This is a genomic window from Pseudomonas sp. URIL14HWK12:I6, assembly GCF_000514195.1.
Taxonomy (GTDB): domain Bacteria; phylum Pseudomonadota; class Gammaproteobacteria; order Pseudomonadales; family Pseudomonadaceae; genus Aquipseudomonas; species Aquipseudomonas putida_A.
Genome location: NZ_AZVL01000024.1, coordinates 36,759 through 49,817 on the forward strand (window position 1 = coordinate 36,759; position 13,059 = coordinate 49,817).

At 61.3% G+C, this 13,059-nt stretch carries 16 protein-coding genes; 11 read left to right on the plus strand and 5 right to left on the minus strand.

What is annotated here, in order from left to right; translation table 11 throughout:
* Positions 1 to 22 precede the first annotated feature (22 nt).
* Genes H043_RS0123570 through H043_RS0123605 form a run of 8 tightly spaced genes read left to right on the plus strand, consistent with a single transcriptional unit; the run spans position 23 to position 6,026 of the window.
* The gene (locus H043_RS0123570; protein ID WP_027613928.1) at positions 23 to 778 is read left to right on the plus strand and encodes a heme ABC transporter permease; all 756 of its coding nucleotides are present in this window, start codon (positions 23 to 25) and stop codon (positions 776 to 778) included.
* A complete protein-coding gene (ccmD, locus tag H043_RS0123575; protein ID WP_003222944.1) occupies positions 775 to 951 on the plus strand; it encodes a heme exporter protein CcmD in 177 nt (58 codons plus the stop codon). Before H043_RS0123570 ends, ccmD begins: the two co-directional genes overlap by 4 nt.
* Positions 948 to 1,403, plus strand: a complete 456-nt coding sequence (gene ccmE, locus H043_RS0123580) for a cytochrome c maturation protein CcmE (protein ID WP_007961672.1) — start codon at positions 948 to 950, stop codon at positions 1,401 to 1,403. Before ccmD ends, ccmE begins: the two co-directional genes overlap by 4 nt.
* 3 nt (positions 1,404 to 1,406) lie before the next feature.
* Positions 1,407 to 3,395, plus strand: coding sequence for a heme lyase CcmF/NrfE family subunit (locus H043_RS0123585; protein WP_027613929.1), 1,989 nt, complete (start codon positions 1,407 to 1,409; stop codon positions 3,393 to 3,395).
* Complete coding sequence (locus tag H043_RS0123590) at positions 3,392 to 3,928, plus strand: DsbE family thiol:disulfide interchange protein (RefSeq protein ID WP_027613930.1); 537 nt, start codon at positions 3,392 to 3,394, stop codon at positions 3,926 to 3,928. Before H043_RS0123585 ends, H043_RS0123590 begins: the two co-directional genes overlap by 4 nt.
* The gene (locus H043_RS0123595; protein WP_027613931.1) at positions 3,925 to 4,395 is read left to right on the plus strand and encodes a cytochrome c-type biogenesis protein; all 471 of its coding nucleotides are present in this window, start codon (positions 3,925 to 3,927) and stop codon (positions 4,393 to 4,395) included. Before H043_RS0123590 ends, H043_RS0123595 begins: the two co-directional genes overlap by 4 nt.
* On the plus strand, positions 4,392 to 5,594 hold the full coding sequence (gene ccmI, locus H043_RS0123600; RefSeq protein WP_027613932.1) for a c-type cytochrome biogenesis protein CcmI: 1,203 nt from the start codon (positions 4,392 to 4,394) through the stop codon (positions 5,592 to 5,594). The genes H043_RS0123595 and ccmI overlap by 4 nt, the downstream gene beginning before the upstream one ends.
* Positions 5,595 to 5,621: 27 nt before the next feature.
* Positions 5,622 to 6,026 (plus strand): hypothetical protein, encoded by a 405-nt coding sequence (locus H043_RS0123605; protein ID WP_027613933.1) that lies wholly within the window; start codon positions 5,622 to 5,624, stop codon positions 6,024 to 6,026.
* 104 nt (positions 6,027 to 6,130) lie between these two features.
* Here the strand turns inward: H043_RS0123605 and H043_RS0123610 are convergent, their stop codons facing one another.
* Positions 6,131 to 7,018, minus strand: coding sequence for a LysR family transcriptional regulator (locus tag H043_RS0123610; RefSeq protein ID WP_027613934.1), 888 nt, complete (start codon positions 7,016 to 7,018; stop codon positions 6,131 to 6,133).
* A 267-nt stretch (positions 7,019 to 7,285) separates the two neighbouring features.
* Here H043_RS0123610 and H043_RS0123615 point away from each other — a divergent pair, with 267 nt between their 5' ends.
* Together H043_RS0123615 and H043_RS0123620 are read left to right on the plus strand one after the other, a co-directional pair.
* On the plus strand, positions 7,286 to 7,498 hold the full coding sequence (locus tag H043_RS0123615) for a type II toxin-antitoxin system HicA family toxin (protein ID WP_027613935.1): 213 nt from the start codon (positions 7,286 to 7,288) through the stop codon (positions 7,496 to 7,498).
* Positions 7,498 to 7,902, plus strand: coding sequence for a type II toxin-antitoxin system HicB family antitoxin (locus H043_RS0123620; protein ID WP_007961664.1), 405 nt, complete (start codon positions 7,498 to 7,500; stop codon positions 7,900 to 7,902). Before H043_RS0123615 ends, H043_RS0123620 begins: the two co-directional genes overlap by 1 nt.
* A gap of 54 nt (positions 7,903 to 7,956) precedes the next feature.
* On the opposite strand, the gene H043_RS0123625 is transcribed toward H043_RS0123620, so the two are convergent.
* Positions 7,957 to 9,144 (minus strand): MFS transporter, encoded by a 1,188-nt coding sequence (locus tag H043_RS0123625; protein WP_003222953.1) that lies wholly within the window; start codon positions 9,142 to 9,144, stop codon positions 7,957 to 7,959.
* 243 nt (positions 9,145 to 9,387) lie between these two features.
* Here H043_RS0123625 and H043_RS0123630 point away from each other — a divergent pair, with 243 nt between their 5' ends.
* On the plus strand, positions 9,388 to 10,008 hold the full coding sequence (locus H043_RS0123630; protein WP_027613936.1) for a DUF5666 domain-containing protein: 621 nt from the start codon (positions 9,388 to 9,390) through the stop codon (positions 10,006 to 10,008).
* A gap of 125 nt (positions 10,009 to 10,133) precedes the next feature.
* On the opposite strand, the gene H043_RS0123635 is transcribed toward H043_RS0123630, so the two are convergent.
* From H043_RS0123635 to H043_RS0123645, 3 genes are all read right to left on the minus strand, one after another.
* Entirely contained in the window at positions 10,134 to 11,132 is a 999-nt protein-coding gene (locus tag H043_RS0123635) for a sulfate ABC transporter substrate-binding protein (protein ID WP_027613937.1), read from the minus strand.
* A 105-nt stretch (positions 11,133 to 11,237) separates the two neighbouring features.
* On the minus strand, positions 11,238 to 12,062 hold the full coding sequence (locus tag H043_RS0123640; protein ID WP_027613938.1) for an ion transporter: 825 nt from the start codon (positions 12,060 to 12,062) through the stop codon (positions 11,238 to 11,240).
* A 21-nt stretch (positions 12,063 to 12,083) separates the two neighbouring features.
* Positions 12,084 to 12,998, minus strand: a complete 915-nt coding sequence (locus H043_RS0123645) for an urea transporter (RefSeq protein ID WP_027613939.1) — start codon at positions 12,996 to 12,998, stop codon at positions 12,084 to 12,086.
* Between the last annotated feature and the right edge of the window lie 61 nt (positions 12,999 to 13,059).

Sequence of the window (13,059 nt, forward strand, 5' to 3'; positions counted from 1 at the left end):
CGGCACCCGTGATGGAAACAGTATGAACTGGACCTGGTTTCACAAGCTCGGCTCGCCCAAGTGGTTCTACGGCATCAGCAGCAGGTTTCTGCCGTGGCTGAGCATTGCCGCGTTGCTGCTGATCAGCATTGGCGTCGTCTGGGGCCTGGCCTTCGCACCGCCGGATTATCAGCAGGGCAACAGCTTCCGCATCATCTATATTCACGTGCCGGCGGCAATGCTGGCGCAGTCGATCTACGTGATGCTGGCGGTGTGCGGCGTGGTCGGGCTGGTGTGGAAAATGAAACTGGCCGACGTCGCCCTGCAATGTGCGGCACCGATTGGTGCGTGGATGACCGCTGTGGCGCTGGTCACCGGGGCGATCTGGGGCAAGCCGACGTGGGGCTCGTGGTGGGTCTGGGACGCACGGCTGACGTCGATGCTGATTCTGCTGTTCCTGTATTTCGGGGTGATTGCGCTGGGCAACGCCATCAGCAACCGCGCCAGCGCCGCCAAGGCCTGCGCGGTGCTGGCGATCGTCGGGGTGATCAACATCCCGATCATCAAGTACTCGGTGGAGTGGTGGAACACCCTGCACCAGGGCGCGACCTTCACCCTCACTGAGAAACCGGCGATGCCCGCTGAAATGTGGCTGCCGCTGTTGCTGACGGTGCTGGGTTTCTACTGTTTCTTCGGCGCCGTGCTGTTGTTGCGCATGCGCCTTGAAGTGCTCAAGCGCGAAGCCCGCGCCAGTTGGGTCAAAGAAGAAGTGCAGAACAGCCTGGAGGCCGCGCGATGAGTTTTGCTTCATTCGGCGACTTCCTCGCCATGGGCCACCATGGCCTGTATGTCTGGTCGGCCTACGGCATCTGTCTGGCGGTGCTGATCCTCAACGTGGTCGCACCGATCGCGGCCCGCAAGCGCTATCTGCAACAAGAGGCGCGTCGTCTGCGCCGGGAGAACGGCAAGTGAATCCGCTGCGCAAAAAACGTCTGACCCTCATTCTGGCGATCCTGGTCGGGGTCGGCGCTGCCGTCGGCCTGGCCCTCAGCGCCCTGCAGGAAAACATCAACCTGTTTTACACGCCGACCCAGATCGCCAACGGCGAAGCGCCGCACGACACGCGCATCCGCGCCGGCGGCATGGTCGAGAAGGGCTCGCTGCAGCGTTCGCCGGACTCACTGGACGTCAAATTCGTTGTCACCGACTTCAACAAAGCCGTGACCATCACCTACCGCGGGATCCTCCCGGATCTGTTCCGCGAAGGGCAGGGCATTGTCGCCCTGGGCAAACTCAACGCCGACGGCGTGGTGGTGGCCGATGAAGTGCTGGCCAAGCACGACGAGAAGTACATGCCGCCGGAAGTGACCAAAGCGCTGAAAGACAGTGGTCAATCGGCACCGACCCAAGCGAAGGAGGGTTGATCGATGACTTCTGCACTGTTTATTCCCGAACTCGGCCATCTGGCGATGATTCTGGCGCTGTGTTTTGCGCTGGTGCAGGCCGTGGTGCCGCTGTTCGGTGCGTGGCGCGGTGACCGCATGTGGATGGGCCTGGCCCAGCCGGCGGCGTGGGGCCAGTTTGCGTTCCTGTTGTTTGCCTTCGGTTGCCTGACCTACGCGTTCATGACCGACGATTTCTCGGTCGGTTATGTGGCGATGAACTCCAACAGCGCCTTGCCGTGGTACTACAAGTTCAGCGCGGTGTGGGGCGCCCACGAAGGTTCGCTGCTGCTGTGGGCGTTGATCCTCGGTGGCTGGACCTTCGCCGTGTCGGTGTTCTCCCGGCAGTTGCCGCAAGTCATGCTCGCCCGTGTGCTGGCGGTGATGGGCATGATCAGCACCGGTTTCCTGTTGTTCCTGATCCTCACCTCCAACCCGTTCTCGCGGATCCTGCCGCAGATTCCGGCCGACGGTCGTGACCTCAATCCGCTGCTGCAAGACATCGGCCTGATTGTGCATCCGCCGATGCTCTACATGGGGTACGTCGGCTTCTCGGTGGCGTTCGCCTTCGCCATCGCTGCACTGCTCGGTGGTCGTCTCGACGCCGCGTGGGCACGCTGGTCGCGCCCTTGGACGATTGTCGCCTGGGCCTTCCTCGGCATCGGCATCACCCTCGGTTCATGGTGGGCGTACTACGAACTCGGCTGGGGCGGCTGGTGGTTCTGGGACCCGGTGGAAAACGCCTCGTTCATGCCATGGCTGGTCGGCACCGCACTGATCCACTCGTTGGCGGTCACGGAAAAACGTGGCGTGTTCAAGAGCTGGACGGTGTTGCTGGCGATTGCCGCATTTTCGTTGAGCCTGCTCGGTACGTTCCTCGTGCGCTCCGGCGTGCTGACTTCGGTACATGCGTTTGCCTCGGACCCTGAGCGCGGCGTGTTCATTCTGATCTTCCTGCTGTTTGTGGTCGGCGGTTCGCTGACGCTGTTTGCGTTGCGCGCTCCGGTGGTCAAGAGCCAGGTCGGCTTCAACCTGTGGTCGCGGGAAACCCTGCTGCTGGGCAACAACCTGGTGCTGGTGGTGGCGGCGTCGATGATTCTGCTCGGCACGTTGTATCCGCTGATTCTTGATGCGATCAGCGGCGCCAAGCTGTCGGTAGGCCCGCCGTACTTCAACGCGCTGTTCATCCCGTTGATGGCGTTGCTGATGGTGGTGATGGCGGTCGGCGTGATCGTCCGCTGGAAGGACACCCCGGTGAAGTGGCTGGCGAACATGCTGACCCCGGTGTTGCTCGGCAGTGTCGCATTGGCCGTGGTGGCTGGTGTCGCTTACGGCGATTTCAACTGGGCGGTGATCGCGACGTTCCTGCTCGCCGCGTGGGTGCTGCTCGCCGGTGTGCGCGACATCTTCGACAAGACTCGCCACAAGGGCCTGATCAAAGGTCTGCCAACTCTGACCCGCAGCTACTGGGGCATGCAGATCGCTCACCTGGGCATCGCCGTGTGCGCCCTCGGTGTGGTGCTGTCGAGTCAGAACAGTGCCGAGCGCGACCTGCGTCTGGCGCCGGGCGAGTCGATGGATCTGGCCGGTTATCACTTCATCTTCGAAGGTGCCAAACACTTCGAAGGGCCGAACTTCACCTCCGACAAGGGCACCATCCGGGTAATCCGCGACGGCAAGGAAGTCAGCGTGCTGCACCCGGAAAAGCGCCTGTACACCGTGCAGAGTTCGATGATGACCGAGGCCGGGATCGACGCCGGTTTCACCCGCGATCTGTACGTCGCACTGGGCGAGCCGCTGGAAAACGGCGCGTGGGCGGTGCGGGTTCACGTCAAACCGTTCGTGCGCTGGATCTGGTTCGGCGGTTTGCTGACCGGTCTGGGCGGATTGCTGGCGGCGCTGGATCGGCGTTATCGAGTCAAGGTCAAAGCCCGGGTGCGTGAAGCCCTCGGCCTGCAAGGAGCGGCTGCATGAGACGTTGGTTGATGCTGGTACCCCTGGCGATTTTCCTGCTGGTGGCGGTGTTTCTTTATCGCGGTCTGTACCTCGATCCGGCGGAGCTACCGTCGGCGATGATCAACAAGCCTTTCCCGGAGTTCACTCTGCCGAACGTGCAGGGCGACAAGAACCTGACCAAGGCTGACATTCTCGGCAAACCGGCACTGGTCAACGTCTGGGGCACCTGGTGCATTTCCTGCCGGGTCGAGCACCCGGTGCTGAACAAACTGGCCGAGCGCGGTGTGGTGATCTACGGCATCAACTACAAGGACACCAACGCCGATGCGTTGAAGTGGCTGGCCGAATTCCACAACCCGTACTCGCTGGATATCCGTGACGACGAAGGTTCGCTGGGCCTCAACCTCGGCGTGTACGGCGCGCCGGAAACCTTCTTCATCGACGCCAAGGGCATCATCCGCGACAAGTACGTCGGGGTGATCGACGAACAGGTCTGGCGCGAAAAACTTGCAGCCAAATATCAGGCGCTGGTCGATGAGGCCAAGCCATGAAGCGTTTTCTGGCTACCGTTTTGTTGGGCCTGAGTCTGGCCGGTGTGGCGCATGCCGCGATCGACACCTACGAGTTCGCCAAGGAAGGCGATCGCGAGCGCTTTCGTGAACTGACCAAGGAACTGCGCTGCCCCAAGTGCCAGAACCAGGACATCGCCGACTCCAACGCGCCGATTGCCGCCGACCTGCGCAAAGAGATTTTCCGCATGCTCGGCGAGGGCAAGGACAATCAGCAGATCATCGATTTCATGGTCGATCGCTACGGTGATTTCGTCCGCTACAAACCGGCGCTCAATGCCAAGACAGCCTTGCTGTGGTTCGGCCCGGCCGGTCTGTTGTTCGGCGGTCTGGTGGTGATCGCGGTGATCGTTCGCCGACGCCGCGCGCAACGCACCGAGACCCCGCCATCGCTGTCCACCGAAGAGCGTCAGCGCCTCGACCAACTGTTGGATAAAAACCAAGAATGATTGATTTCTGGCTTGCCGCAGGGCTGTTGCTTCTGGTCGCCCTGAGTTTTCTGCTGATCCCGGTTTTGCGTGGCCGTCGCGCCCAGCGTGAAGAGGATCGAACTGCCCTGAACGTGGCGCTGTATCAGGAGCGCGTGGCCGAGCTGCAAGCGCAGCAGGCTGAAGGTGTACTCGATGCCGCGCAAATGGACAGCGGTCGCGCGGAAGCTGCGCGTGAGCTGCTCGCCGATACCGAAGGCGTTGCCGCACCGCGTGTATCGAGACTGGGCAAGCCGTTGCCGTTGTTGGCAGCGGTGCTGGTCCCGGTGTTGGGCCTGGGGCTGTACCTGCATTTCGGTGCTGCCGACAAAGTCGAGCTGACCCGTGAATTCGCCCAGGCGCCGCAGTCGATGGAAGAGATGACCCGGCGTCTGGAGCGTGCTGTTGCGGCGCAACCGGATTCGGCGGAAGGCCTGTACTTCCTCGGGCGCACCTACATGGCCCAGGATCGTCCGGCAGATGCGGCCAAGATGTTCGAACGCGCCGCCAACCTGGCCGGTCGCCAGCCGGAGCTGCTTGGTCAGTGGGCGCAGGCGCAGTATTTCGCCGATGGCAAAAAGTGGTCGGACAAGATCCAGGCCCTGACCGATGAAGCGCTGAAAGCCGATCCGAAAGAAGTCACCAGCCTCGGCCTGCTCGGCATCGCCGCGTTCGAGGGTGAGCGTTATCAGCAGGCAATCGACTATTGGAACCGGCTGCTGGCGCAGTTGCCAGAGGGCGACAACTCCCGCGCCGCATTGCAGGGCGGGATCGAGCGAGCCACCGAGCGCCTGCAAGCCAGTGGCGGCAAGGTCGCCGCCGCGCCGGCCGCCAAGGTTGCCGCACTGCTCAAGGTGCGTGTCGATCTGGCCAGCGAACTCAAAGGCAAGGTGCAACCGGGCGACAGCGTGTTCATCTTCGCCCGCGCCGTTTCCGGCCCACCGGCACCGCTGGCGGCCAAGCGCCTGACCGTGGCCGATCTGCCGGTCACTGTCGAACTGGGCGATGCCGACGCGATGATGCCGCAGTTGAAACTGTCGAACTTTCCTGAAGTCCAACTGGTTGCACGCATCTCTCGCGCCGGTCAGCCAACCGCCGGGGAGTGGGTAGGTCGCAGCGGCCCGCTGGCCAGCAGCACCACCGCGCCGCAAACACTGACCATCGACAGCCCGGACAAATAACCCCGGAACCCACAGGAAAGCACCGCCATGCACAGCCTCGCCCGCATCTCCGTCATCACATTGGCCTTGAGCATGAGCGCATGTGCGGTGCACCGGCCGGAACCGACCACCAACCTACCGCCGATCCCGCCGTCACAACCGAGCCCGACCCCGTCGACCTCGCCGACTCCGGGCAAAAGCATCCCGGCCAAACCGTCCAAGCCAGTCCCACGCACCTCAGCCAGCTTCGCCCCACCACCGGGCGGCAACAGCCACTGGGACCAGAAGCTCGGCGTCTACGTCCTCGACGACCAGCCCAACACCTTCTACCGCCAGCGCACCTACTTCCGCTGGAACAACGGCTGGACTCGCTCCGTCAGCCCCAACGGCCCGTGGGAAGACACCAACATCCACGGCGTGCCGCCGGGGTTGGGCAAACAGTTCGGGCAGTAATGAAAAACGGCGATCTCTGGATCGCCGTTTTTTTGTGTGTTGCCGGGCATTGATGATGTCCCTGTAGGAGCTGGCGAAGCCTGCGATCTTTTGATCTGCTGTTTTCAAAGTTCGCTGGTCAACAACCCTTGCACATAATCCACAAACACCCGCGCCTTCGCACTGACCATCCGCCCCGTGGGAAACACCGCCCACAAGTCCTGATCCGGCAATACCCATTCGTTCATCACCGCCCTGACCGCGCCGCTTGCCAGCTCCGGGGCGAACATCCATTGCGAGGCGATGGTCAGGCCCTGATCGGCCAGCACGGCGGCGCGCAAGCCCTCGGCGGCGCTGACCCGCAGGCGGCCGGTCAGGGTTTGCGTCTGTTGTTCGCTGCCCTGGGTGAAGATCCAGGTGGCGCCGCCGCTGAGGTTGTAGACGATGCCTTGGTGCTGATTGAGGTCGGCAGGGCAGCTCGGTTCGCCGTGACGATCGAAGTAGGCCGGGCTGCCGAGCACTACGCGGCGACAGTCGGCGATCTTGCGCGCGGTGAGACCAGAGTCGCTGAGCGGGCCCATGCGCAGGGCGACGTCGATACCTTCTTCGACCAGATTGATATTGCGGTCATCGAGCATCAGGTCGATGTTCAGCTGTGGATGCTGCTCGAGAAACGGCCCCAGCTGCGGCACGACGTGCAGGCGGCCGAAAGTCACCGCAGCGCTGATCCGCAGGTTGCCGCTTAAACCGCTGGCGCTGCCACGGGCGGCGTTATCGGCTTCGTTGGCTTCGTCGATGGCGCGTCTGGCCCGTTCGAAAAACGCGAGTCCGGCTTCGGTCGGGGTCAGGCCGCGAGTCGAGCGCAGCAACAGGCTTACCGCCAGGCGTTTTTCCAGCTGAGCGATGGTTTTCGACACGGCGGGCTGGCCAATATTCAAGCGTCGGGCGGCGGCGGAAAAGGAGCCGGTTTCGACCACGTACACGAAGGTTTCCATGGCGGCGAGGCGGTCCATCAGTCTTCCTGCAAATCTGAAAGTTGTCGTAGTCCCCTTGTGGGAGCGGGCTTGCTCGCGAAAGCGGTCTGACATTCAGCACATGTATTGGCTGATCCAACGCCTTCGCGAGCAAGCCCGCTCCCACAGGGAATAGGGTGCTGAGTGTAATCCGCGTCCATTCAATCACATGCGGTAAAACAACCAAACGTCGTCCTGCAGATTTATGTGCTTGAGTAAAGATAACTCTAGGGTTACTTTTGTTCGGCCGAAGCAAGGAGGCGGTAGGTGCAAAGCAGGCTATTGATCAAGGAGCTGGAGGAGGCAGGCTGGACGCTGGATCGAGTCACCGGCAGTCATCACATCTTCACGCATCGTTACAACCCGTACACCATTCCCGTTCCTCACCCTAAAAAGGATTTGCCGCTGGGGACGGTCAAAAGCATCAGGAGGCGTGCCGGGTTGTACCACCCGCCAGCCAGCTACAAGGGAGATCCATAATGCAATATCCGATCTGCATCGAATGGGGTGACGACAACACCGCCATCGGTATTCAGATACCTGACATTCCCGGCGCCGTCACGGCCGGGGACACTTTCGAGGACGCCTATAACGCAGCCGTTGAAGTCGCCCATCTCATGTTGCAGGAGATGGCGGCGGACGGGGAATCGATTCCGATGCCGACGTCGGCAGCGGCGCATCGCAATAATCCGGAGTTTGCCGACATGGGCTGGGGGATGCTCGAGCTGGATATCTCGCCGTACATGGGCAAGACCGAGAAGGTCAACGTGACGTTGCCAGGCTATGTGATCCAGCGCATCGATCGTTATGTGCGTGAACACAATGTCAAAAGCCGCTCTTCGTTTCTGGCGGATGCGGCGATGGAAAAACTGGTTCGGTATTAAGCGTCTTCGCTCCCACAGGCCCAGTGAGCAACCTGTGGGAGCGAGCCTGGATGCCTATGCCGTTGCCAAAGAACCACGCTGCGAAGCACTCAAAAACCGCAACAGCGCCAGCAGCGGGAACGCGCTGCCGACAATCACGATCCACAACCAGCCGCCATGCTCATACACCGCACTGGCAACCGACGAGCCGAAGGCGCCGCCGATGAAGATGCTGGTCATGTATAGCGCATTCAGGCGACCACGGCTTTTGGCGTCCAGCGAGTAGACCGCGCGCTGGCCGAGAACCATGTTCATCTGCACGCAGAAGTCCAGTACCACGCCGGTCACCGCGAGGCCGATGACGCTGTAGGCCGGGTGAATGAAGGCCGGCAGGAAGCTCAGGCTGGCGAACAGCATGGCCAGCAAGGAAGCGATGCGGGTGTGGCCAGCGTCAGCCAGGCGTCCGCTGATCGGCGCGGCGATTGCACCGATGGCGCCGACCAGCGCGAAGATCGCGATCTCGCTTTGCGACAGGCCATGGTTGCGCGCCAGTTCCAGCGGCACCGCTGTCCAGAACAGGCTGAAGGTGGCGAACATGCAGCCTTGATAAAACGCCCGCTGACGCAGCACCGGTTGTTGGCGCAGCAGCGTCCACAGTGAGCCGAGCAACTGGCCGTAGGACGCGCTGTGATCCGGTTGGCGCTTGGGCACGGTCAGCGCCAGCACCACGCTGATCGCTGCCATCAACGCCGCAGCAATCATGAACATCGCACGCCAGCCGAAATGGTCAGCCACCACGCTCGACACCGGTCGCGCCAGCAGAATGCCCAGCAACAAGCCGCCCATGATCCCGCCGACCACCCGGCCCCGGGATTCTTCCGGCGCCAGATGCGCGGCCAGCGGAATCAGGATCTGCACCGACACCGAACTGAAGCCCACCAGCAACGAGATCAGCAAAAACACATTCGGCTGGCTGGTGAACGCTGCACCGAGCAGGCTGGCAATCGCCACTACAGTGGTGATGATCATCAGTCGGCGGTTTTCCAGCAGGTCGCCCAGCGGCACCAGGAAGAACAGGCCCAGCGCATAACCGATCTGCGTCAGCGAGACGATGAAGCTGGCCATGGTGTCGGAAAGACCAATGTCCGGCGCGATCAGCCCGATGATGGGTTGCGCGTAGTAAATGTTGGCGACGATCGCGCCGCAGCAGAAGGCGAACAGCAGCACCATGCCTCGGGTCATTGCGTGAGTTGTGGCGTTCATAAGGTTTCTCGATCCAGCGAAAGGGAATGCGGTGAGGCTAAGGGACGCACCGAAGCGGCGGTAGAAGCCTTGTATCGATATCAGTTATTCCGTTGCGGAATGATTGGCTTCAACGGCGGTGTCGTCCATCGGCGAACCTTGCGTCCGGCCGGGGAGGGCTGATGATACATTCACTTACATCTTCTTCGATAGCGTGCTTATGTTTACCACTGCGCTTTTACTGCTCATCACCGGAGGATTGCCATGTTGCGCCAGCTGCTGCGTCACACCACCACGATTGCTTTGATCGGCCTGCTCAGTGCCACTGCGGTGCAGGCCGCCGATGCCCCGGGTATGCGTCTCGGCGTGCGCGGCGAGATCACCGGGGTCAGCGCCGACTCGCTGAAAGTCCACGTCAACAGCGGCGAGAATGTGGTGATCCGGTTGAATGCGGACACCAAGGTGCGTGCCGTCACGCTGGCGAATATCGAAGACATCAAACCCGGCAGCTACATTGGCTCGGCCGCCATGCCGCAGGAGGATGGCACGCTCAAGGCGCTGGAAGTGCACGTATTCCCGCCGGAACTGGCCGGCAGCGGTGACGGTCATCGGCCGTTTGATCTGGCCAAGGGCAGCAGCATGACCAATGGCAGCGTCGGTGATCTGGTGGTCAGCAATGGCCGGGTGCTGACCGTCAACTACAAGGGCGGGCAGCAGAAGATTCTGGTACCGGAGGACGTGCCGATCGTTAACCTGACGCCGGGGGATCGCAGCTTGCTCAAGGTCGGGGTGAAGATTGTCAGCTTCGTGACCCAGGACGCAGACGGCACGTTGACGGCGCAATCGATTTCCGCCGGCAAGGATGGCGTGACCCCACCGATGTAACTGGCTGACAAACAATCCCCTGTGGGAGCGGGCTTGCTCGCTCCCACAGGGGGAAGTGTGGTGATTTCCAATGCCCACAAAAAAGGCGACCTGTTGAGGTCGCCTTTTTCGTTACGGCCTAAGCCTTACTGGCCGGTATAAATCTGATCAAAGATCCCGCCATCATTGAAGTGGGTCTTCTGCACTGAACGCCAGTCACCGAAGGTCTTTTCAACCGACAGGAAGTCGACTTTCGGGAAACGGTCGGTGTACTTCGCCAGCACTGCCGGGTCCCGTGGACGCAAGTAGTTGGCAGCGGCGATTTCTTGACCTTCCGGCGACCACAGGTATTTCAGGTATTCGTCGGCAGCGGCGCGGGTGCCTTTCTTGTCGACCACTTTGTCGACCACCGATACCGGTGGTTCGGCCTCGGCGGAGACGCTTGGGTAGATCACTTCGAACTGATCGCGACCGAACTCGCGAGCGATCATCTCGGCTTCGTTTTCGAAGGTCACCAGTACGTCGCCGATCTGGTTGGTCATGAACGTGGTAGTCGCGGCGCGGCCACCGGTATCGAGCACCGGCGCTTGCTTGAACAGTTTGCCGACGAAGTCCTTGGCCTTGTTCTCGTCACCGCCATTTTTCAGCACGTAGCCCCAGGCCGAGAGGTAGGTGTAGCGGCCGTTGCCCGAAGTTTTCGGGTTCGGCACGATCACTTGCACGCCGTCCTTGAGCAGGTCCGGCCAGTCTTTCAGGGCTTTCGGGTTGCCTTTGCGGACGATGAACACGGTGGCCGAGGTGAACGGTGCGCTGTTGTTCGGCAGGCGGCTGACCCAGTTTTCCGGCACCAGTTTGCCGTTGTCGGCGAGGGCGTTGATGTCGGTCGCCATGTTCATGGTGATGACGTCAGCCGGCAGGCCGTCGATCACCGAACGCGCCTGCTTGCTCGAACCGCCGAAGGACATTTGCACGGTGATGTTTTCGTTGTGCTCGGCCTGCCAGTGTTTCTGGAACGCAGTGTTGTAATCCTTGTAGAAATCGCGCATGACGTCATAGGAGACGTTAAGCAGGGTCGGTGCGGCTTGAGCCACGCTGCCAAAGGCAAGACCGGCGGCGAGAAGTGAGGCGCCAAAGAGTTTTTTCACTGCGCATTCCTTGTTGTGTCGGTGATAACGGTCGGGGGTGATACCGTTTTGCCAGCGACTATAGCCGGGCTGGCATAGTCGTTTAAAGATTAAAAAGCTCTGTGCTTATTCCACTTTCTTAAACAGCTGACTGCCGCACCGCGAGCAAAACGCTGCGTTCTGTTCATGGCTGTTTTTCTTGCACACCGGGCAGTCATGTTGCAGCTGTTCGCCGCGCATGGCGTTGGCCAGTTCCGCCGTGAAAATCCCGGTGGGCACGGCGATGATCGAGTAACCGGTGATCATCACCAGCGAAGAAATTACCTGACCCAGCGGGGTCTTGGGCACGATGTCGCCGAAGCCGACGGTGGTCAGGGTCACGATAGCCCAATAGATGCCTTTGGGGATGCTGGTGAAGCCATGTTCCGGGCCTTCGATCACGTACATCAGGGTGCCGAACACCGTCACCAGGGTGCAGACGCTGACCAGAAACACCACGATTTTCTGCTTGCTGCCGCGCAGCGCCGACATCAGGTAGTTGGCTTGCTTGAGGTACGGGCTGAGCTTGAGCACCCGGAAGATCCGCAGCATCCGAATGATGCGGATGATCAGCAGGTACTGCGCATCGCTGTAATACAGCGCCAGGATCCCCGGCACGATCGCCAGCAGATCCACCAGTCCGTAGAAACTGAAGGCGTAGCGCAATGGTTTCGGTGAGCAATACAACCGCAGGATGTACTCACCGAGAAAAATGATGGTGAAGCCCCACTCGATGTAGGCCAGCACATCGGCGTAGTTCTGGTGAATGCTGTCGATGCTGTCGAGCATCACCACCACCAGGCTGGCAAGGATGATCAACAGCAAGGTGCCGTCGAAGCGCCGCCCGGCGAGGGTGTCGCTCTGGAAAATCATCACGTAAAGCCGTTCGCGCCAACTGTTGCTGCTGTCCATGGATAACGCCTGAATTGAAGATCAGCGCAGCCTAGGTTGATTGTCCCCCTGTGCGCAAGGCGTGGCGTCGACGGCCGCTTTGCCAAGCATCTGGATCCCGGCGCGGATCAGCCAGCAAGCGAGGATGAACGGCGCGGTCAGCGTCGCCAGACCGAGAGCGACGAACAGCGGGGTGACCAGCAGCGCAAGGACGATGCCCAGCAGCGACAGCCACGGTTGCTGGCGCTGCGCACTGAAGGCGAGGGCGGCGAGTACCGCGTTGTAACTGCCCAGTCCCAGCAATGCCGCGCCGGTTTCGTGGTGCAGCAGACTGGACGCAAGGCCGATGGCTGACGCGAATAATGCCCAGCAAAAGGCGCGGCGATCAGCGATCAACAAGCCAATGGCGATCAATGCGCCGGCCAGTGGATGATCAAGGAACATCACCTGACCCAGTCCACGCAACTCAGCGGCGAGCAAATTCAGCGTGTTCATCTCGATGTGCGCTGTCGGCGCGGATGGCTCGGCGAACAGCAGCAAGATCCAGCCGATGGCCACGAACGGCGAGGTGTAAGCCGGTATCGATCGATTGCGGTACACGTGTTTGAGCCATTGCTGAGTGACCATCGCACTGAGGCCGCCAGCCGCCAGAATCAGCGGCGGCAGCAGCGGTGACCAAGGGAAATACGGGCTCAGCAACAAGCCGAGCAGCACGCCGTTATAGCTGAACAAACCGGCCTGACGATCAGCCTTGGCATAGTTACGTCGCTGTGCAGTGAGCAATCCAGCGACCGCCCCGAGCAGCGCGCCGGCAAACAGCACCGGCGCAGTGAGCAGGATCGCCAGCAGGCACAACAGGCCGCATAGCGGGTGGCGCTGGAGGAATATCTGACTGAAACCGTTGAGCAAAGCCTCGGCCCAGTCGGGGCAGTGGGTGTTGAAATGATTGGCAGGCATGGGCAGTTCTGAAAGTCAGTGAAACCGAGTTGCCTTCTTCGCCAGCAGGCTGGCTCCCACA

Bases quoted from the DNA above. Each gene is read 5' to 3' on its own strand.
- H043_RS0123570 (WP_027613928.1), top strand. From the start codon at position 23: ATGAACTGGACCTGGTTTCACAAGCTCGGCTCGCCCAAGTGGTTCTAC.
- ccmD (WP_003222944.1), top strand. From the start codon at position 775: ATGAGTTTTGCTTCATTCGGCGACTTCCTCGCCATGGGCCACCATGGC.
- H043_RS0123585 (WP_027613929.1), top strand. From the start codon at position 1,407: ATGACTTCTGCACTGTTTATTCCCGAACTCGGCCATCTGGCGATGATT.
- H043_RS0123590 (WP_027613930.1), top strand. From the start codon at position 3,392: ATGAGACGTTGGTTGATGCTGGTACCCCTGGCGATTTTCCTGCTGGTG.
- H043_RS0123595 (WP_027613931.1), top strand. From the start codon at position 3,925: ATGAAGCGTTTTCTGGCTACCGTTTTGTTGGGCCTGAGTCTGGCCGGT.
- ccmI (WP_027613932.1), top strand. From the start codon at position 4,392: ATGATTGATTTCTGGCTTGCCGCAGGGCTGTTGCTTCTGGTCGCCCTG.
- H043_RS0123605 (WP_027613933.1), top strand. From the start codon at position 5,622: ATGCACAGCCTCGCCCGCATCTCCGTCATCACATTGGCCTTGAGCATG.
- H043_RS0123610 (WP_027613934.1), bottom strand. From the start codon at position 7,018: ATGGACCGCCTCGCCGCCATGGAAACCTTCGTGTACGTGGTCGAAACC.
- H043_RS0123620 (WP_007961664.1), top strand. From the start codon at position 7,498: ATGCAATATCCGATCTGCATCGAATGGGGTGACGACAACACCGCCATC.
- H043_RS0123625 (WP_003222953.1), bottom strand. From the start codon at position 9,144: ATGAACGCCACAACTCACGCAATGACCCGAGGCATGGTGCTGCTGTTC.
- H043_RS0123630 (WP_027613936.1), top strand. From the start codon at position 9,388: ATGTTGCGCCAGCTGCTGCGTCACACCACCACGATTGCTTTGATCGGC.
- H043_RS0123640 (WP_027613938.1), bottom strand. From the start codon at position 12,062: ATGGACAGCAGCAACAGTTGGCGCGAACGGCTTTACGTGATGATTTTC.
- H043_RS0123645 (WP_027613939.1), bottom strand. From the start codon at position 12,998: ATGCCTGCCAATCATTTCAACACCCACTGCCCCGACTGGGCCGAGGCT.